We start from the raw sequence: 26,628 nt of genomic DNA, 5'->3' as shown, positions 1-26,628 counted from the left end.
TATCCAGACACGTGCTCATTAAATGCTGATTTCACGTTATGCGGGTGCGTCATTCCAGCGAGCATAAGCGAGACTAGGAATCTAATCTCAGCGTACTGAGAAGTTTCAGATTTAGTATTGGAGACAAAGAGAACTAACATTCGGAAAAACATACTGAATTGAATCTTTGCGTTGCTGTTTAGAGCTATTAAGAGATATAAAAATGGTGTCACTAGCTGTGCTAGAGACACCAGTATGGTTAATAGCCAACGTTAATCTAACGAAAGTTTATTAATCGTTATTTGTACCGTCAGTTTTAGCAAAGTTCTCGATTTCCGCTTTCAGATAAGCTGTCATTTCGTACTCATAAATATCGGCCAAGCCAACGTGATCACGCCTTTGGTATGCCTGGTTTATTGAGGCTAACAGTTCCGTCAGCGTTTTCTTGTCTTGAAATATAGCCAGGTATTTCATGATCAGACCATTACAGAATGCCAGCGCCTTATCAAGAGAGTAGGCGTCGCCATTACGTAAAATATGAGCAAGCTGAATGAAAGGAGTCAAAACCTCTTCAGTTTTATTACTAATTTCCATTACACAATCTCTTTGCCATCTAAATATTCTGTATTTTTTATTTTTGCGCCTTTGCGGCTACAGTTGATAAAAGTTAAATTTGGAGCCGACATTACCAAAGACTCTACGCCAGTTAAGAAAGTACGGTAACTTCTATCGGTTTCTATCTCTTCGTCATAGCCGTTAAGTACGGACTCATTCATTATGATCCCCGCCGTATGGGTATCGTTAGACATTCCTGCATGGAATTTTTTATCCGGGAAACCAAAATCCATACCCATGAAGTAGACGTTCTTGGTTGCAAATGACATTGCCATATGCACTGCTGGCGCGATGACTGAACCATGGATGAACAAACGGTCGGTAGGTAGCAATTTATGGCTTTCATCATAATCGCAAGTATTGAGATTTGCGTAGAATGCACTGCCTTTCCAACCCTCAATAATTTCTCTTTCTACCAAGGTGGCGTAAACGAGTGCTGTACCTTCTGACGCTAACTCAAACGGAATAAAATCAGGTAAGTGCTTCCCTTGAGCAACCATTCCTTGTCCTCTGTCTACATGAACAAGTATGTCCGGAATAATATTTTGCTTTAGCAGTAGGCTACCCGCCATGGAGACTGCAATGATCAATGGTCGTTTGTGCTTTTTAAGTTGGCTAACACGAACAAGTTCTGGGAGATTATCTTCTAGTGTTGGTCCTGCACCAATAACTATCACCGATTTGTGTGCGTGGCGATGTTTATCAACGAGAGTATTAACCGATTTGTGCTGACGAATTGAAGGTAAATTTTCTTTCAGTCGCTTTGTGTCAAACTCTTGCTGCTCTTCATTAAGTAGCGATGCATTCATATGTTGTAAAACGATACTATTCTCCAGTCGGTAGTAAAGACTGGCATCTAATCGCTTACACAGTTCTTTTTCACTTGGCAAGATGATCGTGCCTTTTTGGTGTAAAAAAGGTTCCACGTGAATGTGTTGTGCGGGTACCAAGTGTAAATTGAAGCGCGAATCTGCTAACCAGCTTTGCTCTGTGAAATGTAATACCAGTTTAAAAATATCTGGGTTAATCACAAAGATATTGATTTCTTTGGCGCCAGGATCGTGAGCGAGCAGTTTAGGAATATCACCTAAAGCAACGCCAAAAAGAAAATAGACGTCTCCCTCGGTTTGGCTACGATAAAAAAACGCTTCTTCTAGTGCATCATATCGGCTACTCAGTTGAATACCGTTGATACTTATGGTTTGAGCTTTTGCTTCAACAAGCTGGGCATCCAGCGCTTCAATGTCTTGCTGATCAATATGCGCGGCTATTTCTGGCCAGCGTTTTTCTATCAACTGCATATTTTGAGTGTAAAGTTGAGACATTCTCTCATCCTGTTATTTACTGGTACACCTTACTTACAATGATATTGATAGTAAGGTGTGCGATGTCATGGTTTTACTGATAGTGAGCTTTCACCTAGGCTCAATATAGGTATTCAGTTTCGTCTCTAGTCAATCGTACCTAAGGTATTGATGCTGTAGTCATTAGGTATTTCATTGAATGACAAAATGATGATGCCGCGTGCAAATGCTTTCCCCAACTTACTGATGATCGGGCGCGCGGTTGGCGCAACCAGAATCACCGGTGCTAGTCCCTGAGTCTGCATTGTTTGCATGACGCTTGGCATTTTGTTCTGGAACTTCTGAAGGATTTCCGGACTCAGGCTGATACCATCGAGTGGAACATTCGGGTCTTGCTGTTGTGCGGTGACAATAGCCCCGCGCACCTCTGCGTCCAAATCGCTCCCTAATGTGAATACGTTCAGTTGCTTAGAGCGTGGAGACACCAAGTTCATGATGGTGCGTTTCATCGCAACCCGAATATTAGATGACAGCAGTATAGGGTCTTTAGTTTTGTCAGCTGATTCAATCAGGGTATTGGCAATCGTACGCACATTTCGGACTGGTACCTGCTCTGCCAAAAGATGACGAATCACCTGCATTTGCAGGTTAGGAGTAACTGCATTTCCTAGGGTTTCTAGTAATTCCGGATGTTCTTGTGCTAAACGCTGATTGACGGCTTTGACGTCATCGTAGTTAAAGATTTCATCCAAGTGTTCAGCACATACTTTGTTAATGTGAGTTGCAATGACATCGTGAATATCGATGACCTGATAGCCATGGTTAATGGCTTTGGTTTTATCTTTACTGTCGATCCACAGCGCAGGTAGTTGGTATGCCGGGTCGTGGCCTAAAATACCGTCGATTGCCGTAGTACTGTTCATGCCAACTGCCATTAAACGGTCTGGTATTACTTCACCCCGTTCAATTTCATCACCGTCTATGTAGATAGCGTATTCCGCGGGTTTTAATTTCAGGTTATCGCGTATAACAACTTCAGGAAGCAAAAAGCCGACCTGCTCGCTTAGTGTTTTTCGCGTACCACGAATACTTTTCAGCAGTGAGCCGTTTCTGCTCTTTGTTGCTAACGGTACCAGCTTAAAGCCGAGAGAAAGTGAAATCGGATCTACACGCGGAATCACAGACCAGTCTAAAGGTGAATCTGTTGCGTTACGCAGAGGCTTGGTTTCTTCATCAATGATTGCCGCTTCAGTCTGCTGAACTTCATCAGACCGTTTACTTTGCTGCCAGCCAACAAAGCCAACCAAGGCGGCAAAGGTGTAGAAGGCAAGGTGTGGCATGTTTGGCACACTACCGATTATAAACATCACACCAGATGCCATATAAAGCACAGCAGGCTGAGCCAATATTTGTCTGTTTACCGTTTCGGCAACGTTGGCACTCTGGCCGTCATCGATACGTGTAACGATAATTGCAGCCGAAACCGCCAGTAGCAGTGAAGGGATCTGAGCAACCAGACCGTCACCGATCGTTAATAGAGCGTAAGTCTGGAAAGATTCTGTTGCTGACAGGTCGTACTCGAAGATACCAATCAGAACACCACCAATCAGGTTGATGAACAGGATCATTAAACCAGCAATGGCATCACCACGGACGAATTTACTCGCACCATCCATCGCGCCATAGAACTCTGATTCCGAAGCGAGTGCTTCACGGCGCTTTTTGGCTTGTTCCTGGTCAATAAGACCAGCGTTTAGGTCGGCATCAATTGCCATTTGCTTACCAGGAAGGGCATCCAGGGTAAAACGTGCTGATACTTCCGATATACGCTCACCACCTTTGGTGATAACCACGAAGTTGATGATCATCAAAATGATGAACACCACGATACCGACAACGTAAGAACCGCCGATCACCACCTCACCGAAGGACTGGATAACCTGACCTGCAGCCGCGCCACCATTATGACCTTCTAACAACACGATTCGAGTTGATGCTACGTTCAGTGTTAAGCGTAACAGCGTCGCGATAAGCAGTAAGGTGGGGAAAACAGAAAAATCAAGAACCTTACGGGTGGTGGTACTCACCAATAAGACAGTAACCGCCAGTACGATGTTAAACGTAAAGAAGGCATCCAATAAGAATGGCGGTAGTGGCAGGATGATCATCGCGAGAATCATCAACAATACGATAGGTATTGCTATTCTGGCGTTAAAAATGTTGCGTGCTTTAAACATACTGGACAATAAGCCTTAACATATTCGGTAGTTAATAATCGACGCGTAAATATACAGCTTACTTTCGTCCTTTAGTCTAAAAAAAAAGACCAATAGGAAAAGTCCTACATTGCTATCGGAACTGGAGGACTTATTAATATTTTTTAGCGAGAAATCGAATGGAAATGAAAAGTAAATAATTATAGGTCGTAGTGGAAAGCTAAGAGTTAAATAAAAGTCTCGTTGAATTAGAAAACAAAAAATATATAAACTTTTTTGAAATTAAATTTTATACGGGTCGTAAACCTTTTATGAAAGACATAAACAAACCATAAAGTACTAGCTTGTAGGTTTGGTCTATACGAATATTAAAGTAGGAGAATCGCCATGGGCATTTCAGTACACACTAACTACGCAAGCCTAGTTACTCAAAACACACTATCAAAAACCAACAACGCACTATCAACTTCTATGGAGCGTTTGTCTACGGGTTACCGCATCAACTCTGCAGCTGACGATGCAGCGGGTCTGCAGATTGCTAACCGTCTGGAAACACAGACTCGTGGTATGAACGTAGCAATGCGTAACGCGCAAGACGGCATCTCAATGATGCAGACAGCGGAAGGAGCGATGGATGAAGTAACCAACATCGCGATGCGTATGAACGACCTTGCTCTTCAGGCAAACAACGGTTCAAACTCAGATGCAGATAAAGTAGCACTAAACGCTGAATTCGGTGCGCTGGCAGAAGAGATGACAGCTATCATGGAAAACACTTCATTTGGTGGTCAGGCGCTACTTAAAGGTGGTGCATTCAGTGGTACAGGTGTTAGCTTCCAAATCGGCGCAACAACAGGTGAGAAACTAGACGTATCTCTATCAACAGCTCTAAATTCAATTTCTGGTCTGCTAGGTACAGTTTCTGGCGGTTCAATCAGCGGTGCTTCTGCAAGTGCAATGATTGATGCACTATCTGGTGACACCGGTCTTATCAACACGCTAGGTGCAGCGCGTGCAGAGTTTGGTGCAAGCATCAACCGTCTAGAGCACACAGTAGTTAACCTACAAAACATGACTGAGAACACAGACGCAGCGAAAGGCCGTATCATGGATACAGATTACGCTTCTGAAGGTGCGAACATGTCTAAGCAACAAATGCTGATGCAATCTGGCTCTAGCATCCTGTCAGCAACTAAGATGGTTCCTCAACTAGCAATGGGCATGTTGGGTTAATCTCAATAAACTGATTGAGCGTTATATCCTGCTAATCAAGCCTCACATTTATGTGGGGCTTTTTTGTAAGGTTTAGCGAAAACAACTGGGCAGCTTTTAAATTAACCTCTTTGATATTGTTACGTTGGTATTAGTGATCTTTCTTCGTATCTACCTTTTATTCTTTTCTCTGCTAGGTTTTTAAATTAGGTTAAGTGATTACAATACGACTCAATACAAATGGGAGTTGTTGGTCTGATTTTTTTGAGATGTTTCCTACAGCTTTGTGGGATTTTTTTATTGATTATTTGTTATTTAGCTTTGGTTTTTATTGGTTTGAATAAATTTAACTTTAAGCCATAAAAATAAGGTGTTTTTTGAAAAAAATAAATTTCTTTGGTCGTAATCTATTTATGAAAGACATGAACAAACAATAAAGCGAATGAGTTATTTGTTTGGTCTAAACGAATATTAAAGTAGGAGAATCGCCATGGGCATTTCAGTACACACTAACTACGCAAGCCTAGTTACTCAAAACACACTATCAAAAACCAACAACGCGCTATCAACGTCTATGGAGCGTTTGTCTACAGGTTACCGCATCAACTCTGCGGCTGACGATGCAGCAGGTCTACAGATTGCTAACCGTCTGGAAACACAAACACGTGGTATGAACGTAGCAATGCGTAACGCGCAAGACGGCATCTCAATGATGCAAACGGCTGAAGGTGCGATGGATGAAGTAACTAACATCGCAATGCGTATGAACGACCTTGCTCTTCAGGCAAACAACGGTTCAAACTCAGATGCAGATAAAGTAGCACTAAACGCTGAATTCGGTGCGCTGGCAGAAGAGATGACAGCTATCATGGAAAACACTTCATTTGGTGGTCAGGCGCTACTTAAAGGTGGTGCATTCAGTGGTACAGGTGTTAGCTTCCAAATCGGCGCAACAACAGGTGAGAAACTAGACGTATCTCTATCAACAGCTCTAAATTCAATTTCTGGTCTGCTAGGTACAGTTTCTGGCGGTTCAATCAGCGGTGCTTCTGCAAGTGCAATGATTGATGCACTATCTGGTGATACTGGTCTTATCAACACGCTAGGTGCAGCACGTGCAGAGTTTGGTGCAAGCATCAACCGCCTAGAGCACACAGTAGTTAACCTACAGAATATGACTGAGAACACAGACGCAGCGAAAGGTCGTATTATGGATACAGATTACGCTTCTGAAGGTGCGAACATGTCTAAGCAACAAATGCTGATGCAATCTGGCTCTAGTATCTTGTCAGCAACTAAGATGGTTCCTCAACTAGCAATGGGTATGTTGGGTTAATCTCAATAAACTGATTGAGCGTTATATCCTGCTAATCAAGCCTCACATTTATGTGGGGCTTTTTTGTAAGGTTTAGCGAGAATAACTGGCCAGCTTTTAAATTAACCTCTTTGATATTGTCACGTTGATATTAGTGATCTTTCTTCGGATCTACCCTTTACCTTTTTCTCTGCCAGATTTTTAAAACAGGTTAAGTGATTACAATACTACTCAATATGAATAGGAATTGTTGTCCTGTTTTTTTTTGAGATATTTCCTACAACCTTGTGGGATTTTTTTTTATTGATTGCTTGTTGTTTGGTTTTGATTTTTATTGGTTTGAATAAATTTAACTTTAAGCCATAAAAATAAGGTGTTTTTTGAAAAAATAAAATTCTTTGGTCGTAATCTATTTATGAAAGACATGAACAAACAATAAGCGAATGAGTTATTTGTTTGGTCTAAACGAATATTAAAGTAGGAGAATCGCCATGGGCATTTCAGTACATACTAACTACGCAAGCCTAGTTACTCAAAATACACTATCAAAAACCAACAACGCGCTATCAACGTCTATGGAGCGTTTGTCTACAGGTTACCGCATCAACTCTGCGGCTGACGATGCAGCAGGTCTACAGATTGCTAACCGTCTGGAAACACAAACACGTGGTATGAACGTAGCAATGCGTAACGCGCAAGACGGCATCTCAATGATGCAAACGGCTGAAGGTGCGATGGATGAAGTAACTAACATCGCAATGCGCATGAACGATCTAGCTCTTCAAGCAAACAACGGCTCAAACTCTGATGCAGATAAAACGGCACTAAACGCTGAATTCGGTGCACTTGCAGAAGAGATGACAGCTATCATGGAAAACACTTCATTTGGTGGCCAGGCGCTTCTAAAAGGCGGTGCATTTAGTGGTGCTGGTGTTAGCTTCCAAATCGGTGCAACAACGGGTGAGAAACTAGACGTATCTCTATCAACAGCACTGACTAGCATCTCAACTCTATTAGGTACAGTATCTGGTGGTTCAATCAGCGGTGCTTCTGCAAGTGCAATGATCAGCGCGCTATCTGGTGATACTGGTCTTATCAACACGCTAGGTGCAGCACGTGCAGAGTTTGGTGCAAGCATCAACCGTCTAGAGCACACAGTAGTTAACCTACAGAATATGACTGAGAACACAAACGCAGCGAAAGGTCGTATTATGGATACAGATTACGCTTCTGAAGGTGCGAACATGTCTAAGCAACAAATGCTGATGCAATCTGGCTCTAGTATCTTGTCAGCAACTAAGATGGTTCCTCAACTAGCAATGGGTATGTTGGGCTAATCTTAAAATATTGACGGACATTTCTTACAAAGCCTCGCGTTGGTGGGGCTTTTTATTTAAGAATCCTGAGGTAAGTACTTTAAAAGTTTAGTATTAAAACATTGTTAAAGTATTTTCCCTGAGTGTTCTTAATTGATAATCCTTCTTATTCTATTTGTTTAAGTCTATTTTGTAGCTTTGCATGGTTTTATTAATTTATTAGAATGCGCGGCTTGGATGTAAATTAATTATTAATTTCGTCTTGGATGTTTTAATTAGGTTCTATTTTATTTTTTATTGTCAAGTAAGAAACCTCGTTTGATCGTGAAGGATACTTCCTACAAATCTAATAATTTATTATTACGGAGTTAAATAATGAGTGCAGTCGATGCCGCTTCAATGGCGGACCAATTTGCTTACTACGACATATATTCAGCAGAGTCTCGCTATAATACGAAGCTTTCTGCAGTTACTGCTAAACGTTCGGCTTTTTCATCATTACAAAGCTCGTTAAGTAGCCTGAAAACATCTCTGTATGACTTCACCAAATATAACGGAACGGTTGAAAAATCGGCGGCGAGCGCAAGCAGTGAAGAGTACTTATCGGTATCTGCTAGTGAAAACGCCTCAAACGCTGATCTTGATATTTTTGTTGAGCAGCTTGCGACGACTCAACAATACGCTTTTAACCTAACAGATATCCAGGATCCTCAAACAGCGATTGAGCCGCAGACCGGTGCAATGTCAATCTCTCGCACTAATGCCGCTGGTGATCCTGAAGAAATTTATAATATCGACATCGCACAATTAAGTACGACTCTTGGCCGAGAAGCGACCTACCAAGACTTGGTGAATGAAATAAACTCTGTCTCTGGCGACGAGATTACCGCCAACTTGGTTCGCACTAATGGCGAGCTCAAGCTACTGGTAGCTTCCAATGAGACAGGTAGTGAAAACGCATTTGAGATGAGTTTTGATGATGGAGCAGGTGGCACTCATACAGGTTTTGGAGATGCGCTTGTTTTAAAAGAAGCTCAAGATGCAGTTATCTGGCTAGGTGGAGAAGGCACTGGTCTTCAGCTGACAAACTCATCCAATACATTTACTGACCTGGTTGATGGTGTTGATGTAACACTGAATAAAGCTCAAGCGTCAGGCACGGATACTACTAACGTAACAGTAGGTGCTGATGTTGACTCGAGTATCGAAGCTTTACAGGAATTCATCACTAAGTTTAACGAGACGATTACAAAGCTTAATGATCTCACCGCTACCAGTTCGTCGGAAGACGGTTCACGTGGTGTATTGGCATCTGACAGTACAGCACGAGGAATTAAGTCTAATTTAATTAATACACTACGTGGTGAGTTTGATGGCCATTATCTGTTTGAATTAGGTATCGAAATCGGTCGAGATGGCACACTAAGCCTGGATGAAAGTGCTTTTGAAGAAGCGTTCTCCGATAAAAGCTTAGATATCGATGCAATGCTTACTGGTGATAACGGTGCATTCAAGCTCTTAGAATCCACAATTGATGTCTACAGCAAGACCGGAACAGGGTTGCTTTCAACTCGTATCGACACGTTAGATCAAGAAAAATCTAACATTAACGACCGCCTTGATGCTTTAGAACTGAAGTACGAGAAAGCGTACAACCGTTACTTACGACAATTTACCGCAATGAACGAGGCTATTTATTCTATGGAATCGGCCATGAGTTCATTCAGTTATTAAACCTTTTTGTAAATCGAGAAAATACTATGTTGTTAGGCAATCATCTACAGCAAAGCTATGCCGCAGTGCAGAGTGAAGCAAATGCTTCTGTATCCTCTCCAATTGAACTGATCGCTATGTTACACGATCGCTTATTACAAGAGATCGACAGTCTGGAGTTCTTCATCACTGAAAAGGATTTTGAGAAAAAATCAGCAAGTGCGCAGAAGTGTATCGATATTCTTGTGGCGCTGGATTCATCCCTTGAGATTGAAAGTGGTGAAGAGTTGATTTTAAACATTCATGCACTATACGAGCACGCAATCGCAGTAATTTTCGACGTATCGAAAGAGATGAATGCAGAACAACTTAAAGACTTACGCGGCGTTATTACTGATCTTAAAGAGGGTTGGGAAGGCGTGGTGAAAAATCTGAACAATGAATAACGATGCTTTAAAAAAGTTACTCGAACGTTATCAGCAAGCTGAGAAGGACAATGAGCTAGAGGCCATCGTCCGTTGCAGTAACCAGCTGAAAGCAGTTCTAGATAAAATTGCTCCGGTTAAGGAGCAGTTGGGTGATGAGTCGAAAGCCTTGGTCATTGAGCTGCAAATCACGCATGTGCGGGTTTTAGAGAAAGTAAAAGCCCAACGTGAGGAGATGAAAGTCAGGCTCGAAGGGTCTCAGCAATATAAAGATCGTGCAAAAGCTTACACGACAACTCAGCTAGCAGGACTTTACATATCATGATGGCCGCGACAACAGCAAATGCGCTTCTGACTTCATCTTCTGGTGGCTCTTCTGCAGGTGATGCTATTACGAGTAACAGTCAGGGCTCTGGTACTGAGGCGTTTGGGCAGTCTTTAGCTAAGGCTGAATCTAATGCTTCTGCACAAGAAGGTCGGTTAGCTGCTTTAGCGAACGGGCAAGACCTGACGACTTTAGTTTCTGGTGACTTGGATAATCTAGTCTCTGATGAATTGGTCAGTGATGAGGGTTCTGTGCCTCAGACAGGCCCATTAACGCTGCTTAATGAGCAGGGTATACCTGAAGCTGGTGTGTTGCCAGCGTTGCAGTCAATACACAGTACTCAGCAAAATTCGCGACTTAATGAGACAAACGCACTTAAATCTCAAAGTGCTGTTACTGCTATTGATTTGAGCGAAGGTAAGTCTGAACGTGCTGCGGCTACGACGGTCGATGTAAGCGGAAGTAAATCTCAGCTTGCGGCTCTGAATATATCTCTATCACAAAGAGAATCATTGTCTGCTGCAACATCAGAGTTACTTAGCCGAAGCAAAGTTCAGGTTGTACAAGATTCTAAATTAGCAGCGGTAAATGACGCGGCTCAGAACCGTACTACCTCGCAAGAACTCACCTTCAAGGCTGAGCTGGCTATGAACTCCAGCAACAAAGCGGAAGTTGGTCAGCGTTTGGTCTCTATGTTGTCAGACAAGATCACGTTGCAAGCGAGTTCTCAGGCCAACAAAGCGACGATCCGATTGGATCCGCCTGAACTGGGCAAGATTGATCTTACAGTAACGTTAGAGCGCGATCGTTTATCTGTGCAAATCAACAGTACCAATGCCAGTGTACGTGAAGCGATTACGCAAACGGTGGAACGCCTAAGAGCGGAACTTGTTCAAGAGAACTTTTTGGAAGTCACTGTCAATATCGGTAATGACGATAAGTCTGACTCTTCACAACATAACCACGTACAGGATGATGCGTTAACCCACGTTGCGTCTAACCTCTCGGCATCAGAAGAGCAAGTAGACGAAAGCAGTGAGCAACAACAAGAAATAATAGCGAGGGTGTAAATGTCGAAGAATTTAATTGTGGCTGGCGGTGCAGCGGTAGCATTGGCTGGATCTCTGTTTTGGGCGTTCTCCAGTGGCTATATCCATATTGGTAATAATCCAGCGCAAAGTGAGCAGGCTGCAAATATCGTTGTTCCAACAGTCCAGACAGTAGAAGTGCCGGTATCAGGCATCTTGGTCTCGATAAATCGCGAACGTCGTCAGAGCTTACTGTTGATGGATCTCGCGATTGTAGCACCAGAACATTATCAAGAACTGATTGTGAAACAGAAAGCTAAGATCGTGAATGCGGTCCTGAAGGCACTGGGTCACAAATCAGAAGAGTATTTTTACGGGAATAACTTTATTGACTCGGTGCAGGCTGAGCTAAAAACGGAACTTAGCAACGTTCTAGGGATAGACATCAAAGAGATCCTAGTAACAAAAGCGGTATACCAATAGTTATGTTAATGCAACGTTCATATCAACACACAGAAGAGTTGAGTTTGTCTCAGCGTCATCTGATTGAAACCAGAGTGCTGAAAGAGCACGCTGGTTTTATCAACCGGATTCTTCGGCCTTATTTCTGTGTATTTGACGATGGGACAATCGAAGAGTTACGCCAAATTGCTTTAATGACCTTCCTGCTCGAACTGCGAAAGTTTGATCATGTTGTTGACGACGACTTTATGAAGTCGGCGACGCTGCGTGTACGCGGCGAAGTGATTGATGAGCTAAGACGTCGTGACCCGATGGAAAGGCGCAAGCGTCAGTTAGTCAACCAGATAAAAAAAGCAGAAAACATCCTTTCTGGTCGTTTGGGGCGTCAGCCAACTGCCAGTGAGTTGTGTAAAGCGACAGACATCACTCTGGAAGAATACCATGAAGTGGTTCAGGTTATTGTCGTTGATTCTGAGGTTGAACTCGATGCGATGGTTGCCGCTTCTGATAATTCCGACCATGAAGCCCGATTGTTAGAGCTTCAAGAATGTCTGGAAACGTTAAGTGAAGAACAACAGAAGGTGATGTACCTGCTGTACGTTCAGGGTATGAACCTTAAAGAAACGGCACTTACGCTTGATCTCAATGAAAGTAAGGTGTTTCGCATTAAACAGGCGAGTATTGAGCTACTTAAAGCCAAGTTGAGTCAGGATTAACGGAGTATATATGCATCGCTATATAGCAATTTTACTGGTGTGCGGTTCGGTGTTTGGAGGATTTATCCTTCACGGCGGACACATGGGATTGATTTGGCAACCCGTAGAGATGTTGATCATCTTTGGCGCAGCGTTCGGCAACATATTGATTGCATCTAAGGTGCAAACTTTAAAGCTGTTATTGCAACAACTGAAATTAGTCTTCACCAAGCTGCCATATAACAAAGAATACTACAACCAGTTACTATCGTTGATGTATGAGTTGATCAACGTGGCAAAAATTAATGGTGTTAAAGCGCTTGATTCACATGTTGAAGATCCCGAGAAAAGTACCATTTTTGCCAAATATGAATTGGTTACAAAAGACCGTTTGGCTACTTCTTTTATGGTTGATGCCTTTCGTTTGGTCATCAGTTCGCAGCCTGAACCACATGTTATTGAATCGGTATTAGAAGAAGAAATTCGTATTCTGAGTAAAGAGTACAACAAGCCTTACCAGAAGCTGTTCCATACCGCAGAAGCACTACCGGGTCTGGGTATCGTAGCCGCAGTACTGGGCATTATCCTTACTATGCAGTCTTTGGACGGTGATGTAACTGTGATTGGTGCCAATATCGCAACAGCACTGACAGGTACCTTCTTGGGCGTTCTGGGATGTTATGGTTTTTTTTGGCCCTATGGCTGATGCAGTAAAAGATGTGGGCTTAGCACAAATGTCTCCGCTTGAAAGCATTAAATCTGTGATTACCAGTTACTGTAGCGGTCAGTCAGCGCACCTGTGTGTCAATGCCGGACGCCGTAATGTAGAAACTAAATACAAACCTACCTTTACAGAGCTTGAAGAAACTGTAAAAGCGGTTCGTGGATAGTCAGGAGTTTATAGAGTGAACGATAATCCAAGACCTTTAGTTTTTGTTAAGAAAACACTGGAAGAAGATGCTACTCCTCACGGAGGTGGGTGGAAAGTCGCAATGGCGGATTTAATGATATCCATGTTCGCTCTATTCCTTATTCTGTGGCTGATTCAGATCTTAGATACAGAAGATAAAGAAAAACTTGTCGACTATTTTCGCAATGGCGGTGTGCTCGAAGTATCTGGTGGTGAAGCGGTGGTTCAAGGGTTTAACTCTATTAGCCCGATTGATTTGCCTAATGTCGCGACAAGTCATGACGATGCAGACTTACATCGGGTTAACGACACTTCGCTGATAGAAGGTGAAGTCAACTCTCAGCAAGAACTTGAATTGTTGGCAGCGAGGGTAGAAGAACAGCTGGAGAAACTGAACGGCACATCGAGTGTTAAAATAAAGGTGACGCCTCAGGGCTTAAGACTCGTCATTCACGATTCTGAACATGGATCGATGTTTGTACGTGGTAGTTCAAATCTGACCTACTTTTATGAAGATTTACTTCTCGGTTTGGCACCTATTTTCGAGAATATTACAAATAGCGTGATCATCACCGGTCACACCGACATGAGTAAGTATGTTGGCTCTAAAAAAACGAACTGGGATCTTTCTTCGGATCGTGCTGGTCGGGCGAGATATTACTTAGAGCGTGGCGGTATGCCAGCCCATCGTGTTTACAAAGTCAGTGGGTTCGGTGATACACGTCCTATCAACAAAGCGGATCCGATGAGCTCGGTTAACCGTCGAATAGAGCTATTTGTTATGACCCGAAGTGCAAAAGAAGAGATGGACTTAATATTCGATGGCACCATTGATATTGAAGACCAAGATAACGTGCAGCAACAGGTTAGCTCTGAAATAGAACGTGCGAAAAACACAGCACAAGCAAATCAACGCTGATGCAATACTGAGGTAGCACTATGCCGCATGTAAGAAAAAGCCGCGTTAGTAAGGTGCTAGCCTGGTTAGCCGTAATCAATATGGTACTGGCGATATTTTATGGAGTGAGTGTCGACCTGATAGAGGTTTATCACGGATTTATTCTGGCACTGCTTCTTATCGTTTTGAATGTATTGCAGGTCCTGATTTTAGTTTCTCAGCCAAAAGGTATGATTCAGTTACCCCAAGATATGTACTTGGTTTTGCCAGTGGTGTTTTGCAACATTTCAATGATTTTAGTGATAAGTCGTTATTTATCGACGGTTTAACTTGTTATCAGAGTTGACTCAGCCTTGGCGAGTTTCTTGTTCTCGGTTCCGGAAGTCTCTTAGATAAAACGCACAATGGATATCAAATTGAAAAGAGTTATAGTCAACAAACCGTTAAGATATTTGCTATACGCAACCCTGATTGGTTCGCTTTATTATTCATACCATATGTTAGATACATCAGAAGAAACACTTGCGTACGCTCGAGTGATGAATGTGTCTATAAAGAAGACATTTAACAAAGACCAAGCGTTATTGACGGTCCGGTTTACTGAGGAAGGAAATCTGGCTCAGTTTTGGGTTTCAGAAAAGCAAGCGAGAAGCTGCAATATTTATGATACTGCCGCAGTTAAAGTTGTGCCGTCTTTATCCAGACGTTTCACTCACTACGAGTTAGTTAACTGTTTTACGAATTAAAACTCTAATTGTATGAGTTTAATCTAGAAGCCAACTGAACTTTTTCGGTTGGCTTTTTGCTTTTTTGAGTTGAAAATCCGTTAACCCTGTATTTCTCTGCAACGTACCGAGTTCTACTTTTAAAGTTAACGCTTGTGCTCATTGTTTAACATGCAAAGGGCTTTCGTTTGTCTTCGTAGCAGCTTAGGATATGTTTTTGTCAAATACGTAAGTAAACCAAAAGGCATTTTGGCTATGGAAAGAACAACACAACTAAGTGCAGAAGTAGGGGCTTTACTTGCCCAGCATGGGCATGTGATGACTACTGCTGAATCTTGCACCGGTGGAGGGGTTGCTGCGGCAATTACCGATATTGCAGGTAGCTCAGGATGGCTGGATCGCGCCTTTGTTACTTATAGCAATGAAGCGAAAATGGAAATGCTTGGTGTGCACGCTCAGACATTAGAAGAGAATGGCGCAGTCAGTGAGCCAGTTGTGATCGAAATGGTTCAGGGGGCGCTTGGGCACTCAAATGCGACAATCGGCGTATCTATTAGCGGCATTGCCGGCCCAGGTGGTGGCAGTAAAGAAAAACCGGTCGGAACCGTGTGCTTTGCGTTCGCGGATAAGCAAGATTGGCTCTTGGTTGAAACCATGCACTTTGATGGTGACCGTGTAAAGGTAAGGGAACAAGCAGTGTTTCATGCACTAACTCGAATCCATCAGCATTTGGCTGAGAAAAATTAAAATTGCTCTAACCCATATGCGATAAGGTCTGGAGCAAAACAAGACGCAGAAACGCACAAATTTTTTTTATACAGGTGTGGACACTGTATGAATCAACAGTATAATGACTTGCATTGTTGAGCAGGTTATCTGCTTAAAAGAGTTTAATGACTATTCGTCGCCCAATGAAGATGAATAAATCGGAGAAAGTAATGGACGAGAACAAACAAAAGGCGCTCGCCGCTGCGCTAGGTCAAATTGAAAAACAATTCGGTAAAGGCTCAATCATGCGCCTTGGCGATAACCGCGCAATGGACGTAGAAACCATTTCAACGGGTTCTCTTTCTCTTGATATTGCTTTGGGTGCTGGTGGTTTACCAATGGGTCGTATCGTAGAAATCTACGGTCCGGAATCTTCAGGTAAAACAACGCTAACTCTGGAACTAATTGCTGCAGCACAGCGCGAAGGTAAAACTTGTGCGTTTATCGATGCAGAGCACGCTCTGGATCCTGTCTACGCTAAGAAGCTTGGCGTTGATATCGATGCGCTATTGGTTTCTCAGCCAGATACTGGTGAACAAGCGCTAGAAATCTGTGACGCGTTAGCACGTTCAGGTGCTATCGATGTTATGGTTGTCGACTCGGTTGCGGCTCTGACACCAAAAGCAGAAATTGAAGGCGAAATGGGCGACAGCCACATGGGTCTGCAAGCACGTATGCTTTCTCAGGCAATGCGTAAGCTAACAGGTAACCTGAAGCAGTCTAACTGTATGTGTATCTTCATCAACCAAATCCGTATGAAGATTGGTGTGATGTTCGGTAACCCAGAAACAACCACTGGTGGTAACGCACTTAAGTTCTACGCATCGGTTCGTCTAGATATCCGTCGTACTGGCGCAATCAAAGAAGGCGATGAAGTAGTCGGTAACGAAACTCGCATTAAAGTTGTTAAGAACAAGATTGCAGCACCATTTAAAGAAGCAAACACGCAGATCATGTACGGCCAGGGCTTTAACCGTGAAGGCGAACTTGTTGACTTAGGTGTGAAGAACAAGCTAGTTGAAAAAGCCGGTGCTTGGTACAGCTACAATGGTGACAAGATCGGTCAGGGTAAAGCAAACGCTTGTAACTACCTGCGTGAAAACCCAGAAGTGGCGAAGACTATCGACACGAAACTTCGCGAAATGTTGCTATCTCCAGCTTTAGCAGAAGCGCCAGAAGCGGGTGAAATGCCAGAGCAAAAAGAAGAAGAGTTTTAATCTATCTTGTAATTAGAGCTTATCTTGCTTTAAATGAATTATATCAAAGCCCTGCGATGCGGGGCTTTGTTGTATCTGTTAGATCTAAAGTGTCAAACGGAAGCTTAAAATCATCGTTTGTACAGGAAAAATAGGTTTAGGATCATCATGTACCAAAAGCGCCAAGCGCCAACTCTATCAAGTAAAGAAGCAGCAATTCATCTCTTAAGCCGACGCGATCACGGCCAGTACGAGCTGTATCAAAAACTGGCTTTAAAAGGATATGAAGAGGCTGACATCGAAGCTGCGATAAATTTCTGTCTGGATCATAACTATCTCGATGATTTGCGTTACGCCAAAAGCCAGATTCGCCAACATGTGTATAAAGGGCATGGCGAGCGCAGGATTAGGCAGGAATTAAACCAAAAGCGTGTGGCGGAATCTGTTATTGATGAAGCGATGGCAGAAGAGCCCCAAGATTGGTTTGAATTAGCGAGAATGGCGGCAGAAAAGAAGTTCAAAGGAGTGAAAGCTAAAGATCAGAAAGAGTACGCGAAACAAGTACGTTTTATGCAATACCGTGGTTATAGTTTTGATCAAATCAGCTATGCACTGAACTTTGACGAACATGATTAACCTTACTTAGATTGAGCGGAGCCTGGGCTCGTCAGAATTATTCTTTGTTTTTCCCTCAATTTCTTCTTCCAAAGCCTCTTTTCCTCAAGAAAACTAGTCGTAGCTGATTGCATGATCTACAATACGGCAAAATTCTAACTCGACTATTTTCAGGAAGAGCTGCATGTACATGAGCACTGACGAGGTTCGTAACTCGTTCCTCAAGTTCTTTGAGAGCAAAGGACACCAAATCGTAGAAAGTTCATCGTTAGTACCACATAACGACCCAACCCTGCTATTCACCAACGCAGGTATGAACCAATTTAAAGATTGTTTCTTAGGCTTGGAAAAACGAGCCTATACTCGAGCGACTACGGCTCAACGTTGTGTACGTGCTGGCGGTAAACATAATGACCTGGAAAACGTAGGCTTTACGGCTCGTCACCACACTTTCTTTGAAATGCTGGGTAACTTCAGCTTTGGTGATTACTTCAAAGAAGATGCGATTTCATTTGCCTGGGAATTTTTAACCGAAGTTCTTAAGCTGCCGACAGAGCGTCTATTGGTGACCGTTTACGAAACCGACGACGAAGCATTCGATATCTGGAACAAAAAAGTAGGTGTTCCGGCAGACCGCATTATTCGTATTGGCGATAAGAAAGGTGGCAAGCCATACGAGTCAGACAACTTCTGGCAAATGGGTGACACCGGTCCTTGTGGGCCATGTACTGAAATCTTCTACGATCACGGTGAGCACATCTGGGGCGGACGCCCTGGCACTCCTGAAGAAGATGGCGACCGTTTTATCGAGATCTGGAATAACGTATTCATGCAGTTCAACCGTCACGCAGACGGTACAATGGAGCCGCTACCAAAACCATCGGTAGATACTGGTATGGGTATTGAGCGTATTTCTGCAATCATGCAAGGCGTTCACTCAAACTACGAAATCGACGTTTTCCAAACGCTTATCAAAGCTGCTGCTGAAGTGATCGGTTACGATGACCTGTCTAACCAATCTCTACGCGTTATCGCAGACCATATCCGTTCATGCTCATTCCTTATCGTGGATGGTGTTATGCCTTCAAACGAAGGTCGTGGTTATGTTCTACGCCGTATTATTCGTCGTGCTGTTCGTCACGGTAACAAGTTAGGTGCGCAAGGTGCATTCTTCCATAAACTTGTTGGCGTACTGGCAGATGTTATGGGTACTGCCGGTGAGGAGCTTAAGCGTCAGCAAGCTGTAGTTGAAAAAGTACTTCGTATTGAAGAAGAAAACTTCGGCCGTACGCTGGAACGTGGTATGGCTATCCTAAATGAAGCGCTAGACAACTTAGACGGTAAAGAGCTGGACGGCGAAACAGTATTTAAACTTTATGATACCTACGGTTTCCCTGCTGACTTAACTAACGACGTTGCACGTGAACGTGAGTTCACCATCGACGAAGACGGTTTTGAAAAAGCGATGGAAGAGCAGCGTCAACGTGCGCGTGAAGCTGGCCAGTTTGGTACCGACTACAACGCTGCAATTAAAGTGGATGCTGAAACTGAGTTCTGCGGTTACGTAGGGACTAAAGGTTCTGGCTCAGTAGCAGCGATGTTCGTTGAAGGTAACGAAGTTGAGGCTCTGTCTGCAGGCGAAAAAGCGATCATCATCCTGGGTGAAACGCCTTTCTACGCTGAGTCAGGTGGTCAGTGTGGTGATACCGGCGTAATTCGTACTGAGTCTGGTGTATTCCGTGTTGAAGATACTCAGAAGCTGGGTAATGCGATTGCGCACCACGGTGTGATGGCTGAAGGTGTTCTGGCGAAAGGTGATGAAGTAGCAACAATCGTTGACGCTGAGCGTCGTGCGGCTATTTCTCTGAACCACTCTGCGACGCACCTGTTACATGCAGCTCTTCGTCAAGTGCTGGGTGAGCACGTTACGCAGAAAGGCTCTCTTGTGAAAGCTGACAGCCTACGTTTTGACTTCTCACACCTGGAAGCCGTAACGGCGTCTGAGCTTAAAGAGGTTGAGCGTCTGGTTAACGCACAGATCCGTCGCAACCATACTATCGAAACCAATATCATGGACATCGAGTCTGCGAAGAAGAAAGGTGCGATGGCGCTGTTTGGTGAGAAATACGATGATGAAGTTCGTGTTCTTTCTATGGGTGATTTCTCTACTGAACTTTGTGGTGGTATCCACGCTTCTAACACCGGTGACATTGGTCTGTTCAAGATCACTTCAGAAAGTGGTATTGCAGCAGGTATCCGTCGTATTGAGGCAGTAACGGGTGAGGGCGCACTAGACGCAATCGAAGCCCAGACAGCTAAGTACGAAGAAAAACTGGCTGAATCAGCTCAGAAGTCGAAAGCGCTTGAGAAAGAAATTCAAAAGCTGAAAGACAAGATGGCTGCAGCAGAAAGCGCAAACATCATGGGCAAAGCGGTAGAAGTTAACGGTACTAAAGTGCTGGTTGCTGCTCTGGAAGGTGCAGACAGCAAGAATTTGCGTACTATGGTTGACGACATCAAGAACCAGATGGGCTCCGGTGTTGTACTGCTAGCAAACATTACTGGTGATAAAGTTGGCCTGATTGCTGGTGTGACTAAAGATCTGGTTGGCAAAGTAAAAGCTGGTGAACTGGTTAAGATGGTCGCGGAACAAGTTGGTGGTAAAGGCGGTGGCCGCCCGGATATGGCGCAAGCTGGTGGTACTGACGTCGCAGCTCTGCCAGCAGCAATCAAAACTGTTCAGCCTTGGCTGGAAGAGCGCTTGTAATAAGTAATTTCCGCTCAATCAATGTTCTTTGATTGAGCTTAATTCCTTTACGTTAACCAAGTGGTTTAATTGGCTGGATATTAACCCGGTCATTTAGGCTGCTTGGTTTTTGTTGTAACTACCACTTAAATCTTTTTACAAAGAGGACAAGTGGTCCGAATGAGACTTTGGTCTTGGGAAGGTGAAGACTGGTGAAAAAGCCCCTTATCGTGCAAAAGTTTGGCGGAACCTCGATGGGTTCAATTGAAACAATCCATCAGGTTGCTGAACACATCATTAAGGCGAAAAATGATGGTAATCAAGTTGTTGTAGTTGTGTCTGCGATGTCAGGCGAAACAAACAGGCTTATGGATTTAGCTAAACAAGTAGATAGCGTTCCAACAGCCCGAGAACTTGATGTTTTGCTCTCTGCTGGTGAGCAAGTGTCGATGGCACTGCTGGCGATGACTCTGAATAAAATGGGTTTTCCAGCGCGTTCACTTACCGGAGCACAAGCGAACATTGTGACTGATAATCTACACAATGACGCGACGATTAAGCACATTGATACATCGAAAATTATGGCATTGCTTGAACAAGAGCAAATCGTCATTGTTGCAGGATTTCAAGGTGTGAATGACAATGGGGATATCACCACATTAGGTCGAGGTGGCTCAGATACGAGCGCTGTGACACTGGCAGGCGCATTGCGTGCTGATGAGTGTCAGATCTTTACCGACGTTGATGGTATTTATACTTGTGACCCACGTGTAGTGAAAACGGCTCAAAAAATGGCGGTCATTGATTTTCCTTCGATGGAAGCAATGGCGAGCCGAGGTGCTAAAGTATTACATCTACCTTCTGTGCAATATGCATGGAAGAATAGTGTACCGCTACGCGTGCTTTCTACATTTGATGTGAATGAAGGCAGCTTAGTTAAGGGGGAATCAGGCACTCAAGCCGTCTCTGGTATAGCTATTCAACGTGACCTTGCCATAATTGAAGTAGACAAAGAACATTTATCAAGTGCTACAAAGCAATGTCAAATGTTAGGTATCGACATCTGGAATGTGATCGAGGAAACAGAACGAACAGGTATCATGATAAAACAAGATACATGTGCCAAGTTTGAACTGGTGTTCAGAGATAAAATCCGCAATAGTGAAATGGTAAGCTTGTTGACCGCAGTAGGGCTTGAGGCCAATGGAATGGTAGAGCACGCATGCGATTTGTTGTCTCAGCAAGATATTGCGATCAATTTCAGCGCAACGAATGCACTCACTATGATGCTCGTATTATCTCCTGATTATGTGGATATGGCCGCAAACATTCTTCATGATGCTTACATTATGTCTGATGAGGCGTTAAATATTCAGCAAAAACATGTCTTAGTAGGATAATTTTCGATAACAAGGTTGTTTACGAAAATAGAGTTTTTGTTGGATAATAGCTTTATAGCAAGAAAACTTAGAGATTACTCAAGGAGCATAGAATGCTAATTTTGACTCGTCGCGTAGGCGAAACACTAATGATTGGTGACGAAGTAACTGTAACGGTTCTAGGCGTTAAAGGTAACCAGGTACGTATTGGCGTTAACGCTCCGAAGGAAGTATCAGTTCACCGTGAAGAAATTTACATGCGCATTCAAGCTGAGAAAGGTAACGGTAACGTTGCTTCAGGTAACTACTAAGCTATTTCTGTTTTGAGAGCTTAGTTTGAATAAAAAAGGCTAGCCCCAGGGCTGGCCTTTTTAGTTTTTGTTAAATTCCATTTTTAAGATAAGACTCTCTTTTCTCGTAATAATAGGGTGGTAAAGTTCGTTTAATAGTCACTTTGATTAAAACCGCATCGGTTAACTGCTTTTTGCGTTTTTTTCAAAGAAAGTGTTTGACTTATTTTTGGTAAAAAGTAATATGAGCCCCCGCAAGACGGTGAGGTGGCCGAGAGGCCGAAGGCGCTCCCCTGCTAAGGGAGTATGTGGTTTGTAGCCGCATCGAGGGTTCGAATCCCTCCCTCACCGCCATTCTTGCCTTGTTTGGGTTAGCGACCAAGCAAAGAACAAAGTGCGTCCTTAGCTCAGCTGGATAGAGTACCTGGCTACGAACCAGGCGGTCGGAGGTTCGAATCCTCCAGGACGCGCCATATTCTTTTACATTCTCTTTGATGATGTATTTGAGTATGAATAATGTGGTGAGGTGGCCGAGAGGCCGAAGGCGCTCCCCTGCTAAGGGAGTATGTGGTTTGTAGCCGCATCGAGGGTTCGAATCCCTCCCTCACCGCCATTTATTGACTTAGCAGTCAATTTTTTTTGTTCTTAAAGAAAATTAATGTGATATGTTTCACAAAAAAATGTGCGTCCTTAGCTCAGCTGGATAGAGTACCTGGCTACGAACCAGGCGGTCGGAGGTTCGAATCCTCCAGGACGCGCCACATTTCAAATAAGTCTGACTTTTTTGAATAAGAATTTAGGGTATTGCCCTGATATTGACTAAAGTTGATATCGAAGCTTGCGCGTCCTTAGCTCAGCTGGATAGAGTACCTGGCTACGAACCAGGCGGTCGGAGGTTCGAATCCTCCAGGACGCGCCACTAATTGAAGGGTATTGCCCTGATATTGATTTCCTAGTGTTAGGGAATTGATATCGAAAACTGCGCGTCCTTAGCTCAGCTGGATAGAGTACCTGGCTACGAACCAGGCGGTCGGAGGTTCGAATCCTCCAGGACGCGCCACTAATTGAAGGGTATTGCCCTGATATTGATTTCCTAGTGTTAGGGAATTGATATCGAAAACTGCGCGTCCTTAGCTCAGCTGGATAGAGTACCTGGCTACGAACCAGGCGGTCGGAGGTTCGAATCCTCCAGGACGCGCCACTAATTGAAGGGTATTGCCCTGATGTTGATCTCCTAGTGTTAGGGAATTGATATCGAAAACTGCGCGTCCTTAGCTCAGCTGGATAGAGTACCTGGCTACGAACCAGGCGGTCGGAGGTTCGAATCCTCCAGGACGCGCCACTAATTGAAGGGTATTGCCCTGATGTTGATCTCCTAGTGTTAGGGAATTGATATCGAAAACCTGCGCGTCCTTAGCTCAGCTGGATAGAGTACCTGGCTACGAACCAGGCGGTCGGAGGTTCGAATCCTCCAGGACGCGCCACTAATTGAAGGGTATTGCCCTGATTTTGATCTCCTTGTATTGGGAAGTTAATATCGAAAACTGCGCGTCCTTAGCTCAGCTGGATAGAGTACCTGGCTACGAACCAGGCGGTCGGAGGTTCGAATCCTCCAGGACGCGCCACTATTTCTTTGAAAAAAAGTTTGAAACCAAAAGATGAAAACCTCGCTCATGCGAGGTTTTTTTGTATCTGCGATTTTCCCAGCTCAATATCCGTACCTATTTATCCCGCTGTTATTAGCTTTGTAGTTTGTTTTTCAGTTTATGTGCATCCGCTTGAAACTAAGCGATTTATTTCCCTCATGTTATTGCCAAATGCTGTGATCTGGCCTAATTCTTTAACATCGTCATTTGACAGGGGAGATACGATGTTAAGGAAGAATTTAGCTGCACATGCCATTGGAGTGCTCTGTTTTTCGTCATTAGTCTACGGTGCTGAGGGAGATGACTTACCACAGCGCGCACAAACAGTAAGTGATGTTATAGACAAGCCAGGAGTACTGACTCCTAAAGGCCAATGGTCATTTGACTCCTCCTTCAGCTACACACAAAACTCTTCCAACAAAGTATCTGTCGTTGGGTACACAGTGTTACCAACGTTAATTATCGGCCGGATTGAAGTGAGCGATGCTGATCGTACGACATTGACGCTTGGCTTAACTGCCCGATATGGTGTGACGAACGCGACCGAGCTGGAGGTCCGCTTACCATATGTTTACAGAAACGATCAGGTGTCTACTCGTCCTATTCAGGATGGAAGCAGTGAAGTTGTGAATACAACTATGGATGGTGGAGGATTAGGGGACGTAGAATTAGCTGTTAGGCATCAGTTTAATTTCGACTCTGCACCCTACTGGATTGGCGGGGTCAGAGTGAAATCAAATACCGGCCGTTCTCCTTATGATGTCACTCTAGGGGATGACAGCACTTCATTTAGTGATGTATCAACGGGGTCGGGTTTCTGGAGCGTGGAGCCTAACATAACAATGATCCACCCTGTGGATCCTGCGGTGTTGTTTGCTGGCCTAAGTTATATCTATAACGTGGAAGATAATGTCTCGATCGGAGATACTGACGCTGACGTTGATTTAGGCGACACCATCTCTTTATCGGGGGGGATGGGGTTTGCGGTTAACCCAGATTTATCTTTTTCACTCGGATTAAGCCACAAGACCATCCTCAAAAGCAAAGTGAATGGCAGCACTTCTGATGAAGCCAAGCTACTCCAGCTGGATACATTCAGTTTCGGTGTCAATTACGCTTACAGTAAACGCTCTTCGGTTAATGTCAGCGCCCAGGCGGGACTAACGGATGATTCACCTGATTTCCAGTTGACTGTCCGGGTTCCTTTTAACCTTTAGTTGAAGTGGTTTAACAGTGCGTCTTCCAGTTGTTGATTCGCACGAATTTGTTGAATGACGCCGTCGACCTGGGCATCGATATCGACAAGTGTATTCAGGCCAATATTGCTGTTATCTGTTGTATTCTGAATGATATTAATAATGCTTGAATTAAGTAGTTCTGAGCTGACGATTTCTGGTTGCTGAGAGCCAGAAGTTTGAGGTGAGTTCGTTATATTGTCTCCGATGATGTTACCTTCACCTATTTGAATAATGTTCACTAAACTCTGATTCAACTGAGGGGTACCTGAATCCGAGGAGTCATTACTGGCAAAAACATTGGTTAAGTTGCCATTTTCTATGACTAAGTTAGCGATATTGGTACGGAATATATTTTCTCCATTGAGAAGTGCAGTGATGCTCAGTCCGATATTGATAGTGTAATCGTCAGCCACCTTAAATCCACCCCTGTAGATAGCCAGTTCGTTATCAGGCATAGGTTCCAGTTCGTTTAAGTTGAGCTCATCAGCGTTTGCACTTAACACAGGCAGTATCAGCGCAGGAATTAGCAACGAAAGTATGAGTACTGGCTTTTTTAAAAACATGTTATCCGCCTTAATGCTAATCTAATTTTCGCCTGCAGCAGGTAAAGTAATACTGAACACACCTAGAGAGTCTCTTGATACTCCCGTTTCAACCGGTGATTTATTGTATAGCGCAAATTTGTTGTCGTTTATAAAGCTGGAACGCCCCTTTTTTGCCTCATTGCGAATCAGTAAGACAATTCCCTGATAATGCTTCTGGAACTCTTCATACTTCATGATCATCGTCCCTCTTGATGGATCACCAAGAATGACAGAGTGATCGTTCATGCCACGAATAACGACAAAGTGCATATATCCGTCAAAGTTAACCAGAGTAATGCCCGGAACACCAAATTTACGAATTTTTTGTAAATCGATTTGGAAACCATCAGAGTTAAGCCCGACACTAGCTAAGTGTTTTTTCATATCCAGGAGAGAGAAACCTTTTTCTTTGATTTTCTCTTGGTCACCTTTGTCGTACATACTTTTGAATATGTCTTGTTCAGTGGACGGGGTTTGATAGTGATACGTGAGCAATGATGCCAGAGCCGCAGAACCGCAGCTGAAATCATATTGTTGACGAAAAACATCCCCAAACACAATCTCCTTGTAGCTTTTAACTGGTACGGAGTAATGTGCCCGGTGAGGAAGCAGTTCTAAAGAATTGGCTGATGCAGACACTGCTAGCATCAGCCAAATAAGTTTATGATTAAACTTCATATTATCTACTTGAGTGTCAGGTTAACGACGGTAGAGCTCTGGATGAGAACGTTATTACCGGTGTTTTGGATAACATTCGATAGTCCGGAACTGTCTGCGAACGCACCTGGTGACAGTACATTGTTTCCGCTTACGGTGTTATTAGCAACGTTGCCTGACGAATAACCATGAATATCAGATTCCGCATAGATGACATCAAGATCAATGTGAACATTTTGCCTTCCCCTTGCTTCGTCCATTTCTTCAATGCTTACCGCTTCGTCAGGTAACGTTAGCTCTTCAGCGTTTGCGAAGACAGCAACTATGATACCCAAGGTACACAGAACTAAACGCATCGCTTTCTCCTAAGC

General features: G+C 43.6%; 27 protein-coding genes and 10 tRNA genes. 31 read left to right on the top strand and 6 right to left on the bottom strand.

Going from position 1 to position 26,628, the window contains the following annotated elements:
* Window positions 1–270 precede the first annotated feature (270 nt).
* From KHN79_RS11340 to KHN79_RS11330, 3 genes are all read right to left on the bottom strand, one after another.
* Window positions 271–573, bottom strand: a complete 303-nt coding sequence (locus KHN79_RS11340) for a hypothetical protein (protein ID WP_182011251.1) — start codon at window positions 571–573, stop codon at window positions 271–273.
* Entirely contained in the window at window positions 573–1,919 is a 1,347-nt protein-coding gene (locus tag KHN79_RS11335; RefSeq protein WP_182011252.1) for a 6-hydroxymethylpterin diphosphokinase MptE-like protein, read from the bottom strand. Before KHN79_RS11335 ends, KHN79_RS11340 begins: the two co-directional genes overlap by 1 nt.
* A gap of 125 nt (window positions 1,920–2,044) precedes the next feature.
* Window positions 2,045–4,135: a flagellar biosynthesis protein FlhA gene (locus KHN79_RS11330; protein ID WP_182011253.1), complete on the bottom strand. Its 2,091-nt coding sequence runs from the start codon at window positions 4,133–4,135 to the stop codon at window positions 2,045–2,047.
* 366 nt (window positions 4,136–4,501) lie between these two features.
* On the opposite strand from KHN79_RS11330, the gene lafA (KHN79_RS11325) reads away from it, so the two are divergent.
* The 31 genes from lafA (KHN79_RS11325) to KHN79_RS11180 all read left to right on the top strand — a co-directional run bounded on the left by lafA (KHN79_RS11325) (window position 4,502) and on the right by KHN79_RS11180 (window position 24,995).
* Window positions 4,502–5,347 (top strand): lateral flagellin LafA, encoded by an 846-nt coding sequence (gene lafA / locus KHN79_RS11325; protein WP_211907243.1) that lies wholly within the window; start codon window positions 4,502–4,504, stop codon window positions 5,345–5,347.
* A gap of 469 nt (window positions 5,348–5,816) precedes the next feature.
* Window positions 5,817–6,662, top strand: coding sequence for a lateral flagellin LafA (lafA, locus tag KHN79_RS11320; RefSeq protein ID WP_211907243.1), 846 nt, complete (start codon window positions 5,817–5,819; stop codon window positions 6,660–6,662).
* Window positions 6,663–7,132: 470 nt separating this feature from the next.
* Window positions 7,133–7,978, top strand: coding sequence for a lateral flagellin LafA (gene lafA / locus KHN79_RS11315; RefSeq protein WP_211907242.1), 846 nt, complete (start codon window positions 7,133–7,135; stop codon window positions 7,976–7,978).
* A 354-nt stretch (window positions 7,979–8,332) separates the two neighbouring features.
* The gene (gene fliD / locus KHN79_RS11310) at window positions 8,333–9,691 is read left to right on the top strand and encodes a flagellar filament capping protein FliD (protein WP_182011741.1); all 1,359 of its coding nucleotides are present in this window, start codon (window positions 8,333–8,335) and stop codon (window positions 9,689–9,691) included.
* A gap of 26 nt (window positions 9,692–9,717) precedes the next feature.
* Window positions 9,718–10,116, top strand: a complete 399-nt coding sequence (gene fliS / locus KHN79_RS11305; protein ID WP_182011742.1) for a flagellar export chaperone FliS — start codon at window positions 9,718–9,720, stop codon at window positions 10,114–10,116.
* Window positions 10,109–10,420, top strand: coding sequence for a hypothetical protein (locus tag KHN79_RS11300; protein WP_182011743.1), 312 nt, complete (start codon window positions 10,109–10,111; stop codon window positions 10,418–10,420). Before fliS ends, KHN79_RS11300 begins: the two co-directional genes overlap by 8 nt.
* Complete coding sequence (locus KHN79_RS11295; RefSeq protein WP_182011744.1) at window positions 10,417–11,490, top strand: flagellar hook-length control protein FliK; 1,074 nt, start codon at window positions 10,417–10,419, stop codon at window positions 11,488–11,490. Before KHN79_RS11300 ends, KHN79_RS11295 begins: the two co-directional genes overlap by 4 nt.
* The gene (locus KHN79_RS11290) at window positions 11,491–11,931 is read left to right on the top strand and encodes a flagellar basal body-associated FliL family protein (RefSeq protein ID WP_182011745.1); all 441 of its coding nucleotides are present in this window, start codon (window positions 11,491–11,493) and stop codon (window positions 11,929–11,931) included.
* Window positions 11,932–11,939: 8 nt separating this feature from the next.
* Complete coding sequence (locus KHN79_RS11285) at window positions 11,940–12,626, top strand: sigma-70 family RNA polymerase sigma factor (RefSeq protein WP_182011746.1); 687 nt, start codon at window positions 11,940–11,942, stop codon at window positions 12,624–12,626.
* 10 nt (window positions 12,627–12,636) lie between these two features.
* Window positions 12,637–13,311, top strand: coding sequence for a motility-associated protein (locus tag KHN79_RS11280; RefSeq protein WP_244812565.1), 675 nt, complete (start codon window positions 12,637–12,639; stop codon window positions 13,309–13,311).
* Window positions 13,304–13,495 (top strand): hypothetical protein, encoded by a 192-nt coding sequence (locus KHN79_RS21615; RefSeq protein WP_244812563.1) that lies wholly within the window; start codon window positions 13,304–13,306, stop codon window positions 13,493–13,495. The genes KHN79_RS11280 and KHN79_RS21615 overlap by 8 nt, the downstream gene beginning before the upstream one ends.
* 15 nt (window positions 13,496–13,510) lie before the next feature.
* Window positions 13,511–14,434: an OmpA family protein gene (locus tag KHN79_RS11275; RefSeq protein ID WP_182011748.1), complete on the top strand. Its 924-nt coding sequence runs from the start codon at window positions 13,511–13,513 to the stop codon at window positions 14,432–14,434.
* 20 nt (window positions 14,435–14,454) lie between these two features.
* Window positions 14,455–14,742 carry a hypothetical protein gene (locus tag KHN79_RS11270; protein WP_182011749.1) on the top strand — a complete coding sequence of 96 codons (288 nt, stop codon included), beginning with the start codon at window positions 14,455–14,457 and terminating at the stop codon, window positions 14,740–14,742.
* 87 nt (window positions 14,743–14,829) lie between these two features.
* Complete coding sequence (locus KHN79_RS11265) at window positions 14,830–15,159, top strand: hypothetical protein (protein WP_182011750.1); 330 nt, start codon at window positions 14,830–14,832, stop codon at window positions 15,157–15,159.
* A gap of 234 nt (window positions 15,160–15,393) precedes the next feature.
* Window positions 15,394–15,885: a nicotinamide-nucleotide amidase gene (gene pncC / locus KHN79_RS11260; RefSeq protein WP_182011751.1), complete on the top strand. Its 492-nt coding sequence runs from the start codon at window positions 15,394–15,396 to the stop codon at window positions 15,883–15,885.
* Between the two features lie 191 nt (window positions 15,886–16,076).
* The gene (recA, locus tag KHN79_RS11255) at window positions 16,077–17,123 is read left to right on the top strand and encodes a recombinase RecA (protein WP_182011755.1); all 1,047 of its coding nucleotides are present in this window, start codon (window positions 16,077–16,079) and stop codon (window positions 17,121–17,123) included.
* Between the two features lie 147 nt (window positions 17,124–17,270).
* A complete protein-coding gene (recX, locus tag KHN79_RS11250; RefSeq protein WP_182011752.1) occupies window positions 17,271–17,738 on the top strand; it encodes a recombination regulator RecX in 468 nt (155 codons plus the stop codon).
* A 163-nt stretch (window positions 17,739–17,901) separates the two neighbouring features.
* A complete protein-coding gene (gene alaS, locus KHN79_RS11245) occupies window positions 17,902–20,484 on the top strand; it encodes an alanine--tRNA ligase (RefSeq protein WP_182011753.1) in 2,583 nt (860 codons plus the stop codon).
* Window positions 20,485–20,675: 191 nt separating this feature from the next.
* Window positions 20,676–21,863 (top strand): aspartate kinase, encoded by a 1,188-nt coding sequence (locus KHN79_RS11240; RefSeq protein ID WP_182011754.1) that lies wholly within the window; start codon window positions 20,676–20,678, stop codon window positions 21,861–21,863.
* A 92-nt stretch (window positions 21,864–21,955) separates the two neighbouring features.
* The gene (gene csrA, locus KHN79_RS11235) at window positions 21,956–22,153 is read left to right on the top strand and encodes a carbon storage regulator CsrA (protein ID WP_004415691.1); all 198 of its coding nucleotides are present in this window, start codon (window positions 21,956–21,958) and stop codon (window positions 22,151–22,153) included.
* A gap of 240 nt (window positions 22,154–22,393) precedes the next feature.
* Window positions 22,394–22,486: transfer RNA gene (locus tag KHN79_RS11230), tRNA-Ser, on the top strand.
* Between the two features lie 42 nt (window positions 22,487–22,528).
* Window positions 22,529–22,605: transfer RNA gene (locus KHN79_RS11225), tRNA-Arg, on the top strand.
* Window positions 22,606–22,652: 47 nt separating this feature from the next.
* Window positions 22,653–22,745 (top strand) — tRNA-Ser (locus KHN79_RS11220).
* A gap of 71 nt (window positions 22,746–22,816) precedes the next feature.
* A tRNA-Arg gene (locus KHN79_RS11215) sits at window positions 22,817–22,893 on the top strand.
* An 81-nt stretch (window positions 22,894–22,974) separates the two neighbouring features.
* A tRNA-Arg gene (locus tag KHN79_RS11210) sits at window positions 22,975–23,051 on the top strand.
* A gap of 64 nt (window positions 23,052–23,115) precedes the next feature.
* A tRNA-Arg gene (locus tag KHN79_RS11205) sits at window positions 23,116–23,192 on the top strand.
* A gap of 64 nt (window positions 23,193–23,256) precedes the next feature.
* Window positions 23,257–23,333: transfer RNA gene (locus KHN79_RS11200), tRNA-Arg, on the top strand.
* 64 nt (window positions 23,334–23,397) lie between these two features.
* Window positions 23,398–23,474 (top strand) — tRNA-Arg (locus KHN79_RS11195).
* A 65-nt stretch (window positions 23,475–23,539) separates the two neighbouring features.
* Window positions 23,540–23,616: transfer RNA gene (locus KHN79_RS11190), tRNA-Arg, on the top strand.
* A 64-nt stretch (window positions 23,617–23,680) separates the two neighbouring features.
* Window positions 23,681–23,757, top strand: a tRNA-Arg gene (locus KHN79_RS11185).
* A gap of 245 nt (window positions 23,758–24,002) precedes the next feature.
* Window positions 24,003–24,995, top strand: coding sequence for a transporter (locus KHN79_RS11180; protein WP_182008867.1), 993 nt, complete (start codon window positions 24,003–24,005; stop codon window positions 24,993–24,995).
* Here the strand turns inward: KHN79_RS11180 and KHN79_RS11175 are convergent.
* The 3 genes from KHN79_RS11175 to KHN79_RS11165 are packed head-to-tail and all read right to left on the bottom strand — an operon-like array spanning window position 24,992 to window position 26,613.
* The gene (locus tag KHN79_RS11175) at window positions 24,992–25,579 is read right to left on the bottom strand and encodes a hypothetical protein (protein WP_244812561.1); all 588 of its coding nucleotides are present in this window, start codon (window positions 25,577–25,579) and stop codon (window positions 24,992–24,994) included. The two genes, KHN79_RS11180 and KHN79_RS11175, sit on opposite strands and share 4 nt — an antisense overlap.
* 21 nt (window positions 25,580–25,600) lie before the next feature.
* The gene (locus KHN79_RS11170; protein WP_182008866.1) at window positions 25,601–26,278 is read right to left on the bottom strand and encodes a C39 family peptidase; all 678 of its coding nucleotides are present in this window, start codon (window positions 26,276–26,278) and stop codon (window positions 25,601–25,603) included.
* Between the two features lie 5 nt (window positions 26,279–26,283).
* A complete protein-coding gene (locus KHN79_RS11165) occupies window positions 26,284–26,613 on the bottom strand; it encodes a carbon storage regulator (protein ID WP_182008865.1) in 330 nt (109 codons plus the stop codon).
* Between the last annotated feature and the right edge of the window lie 15 nt (window positions 26,614–26,628).

This window comes from Vibrio sp. B1FLJ16 (assembly GCF_905175385.1).
GTDB lineage: Bacteria > Pseudomonadota > Gammaproteobacteria > Enterobacterales > Vibrionaceae > Vibrio.
This window is presented reverse-complemented; position numbering and strand designations above follow the sequence as displayed.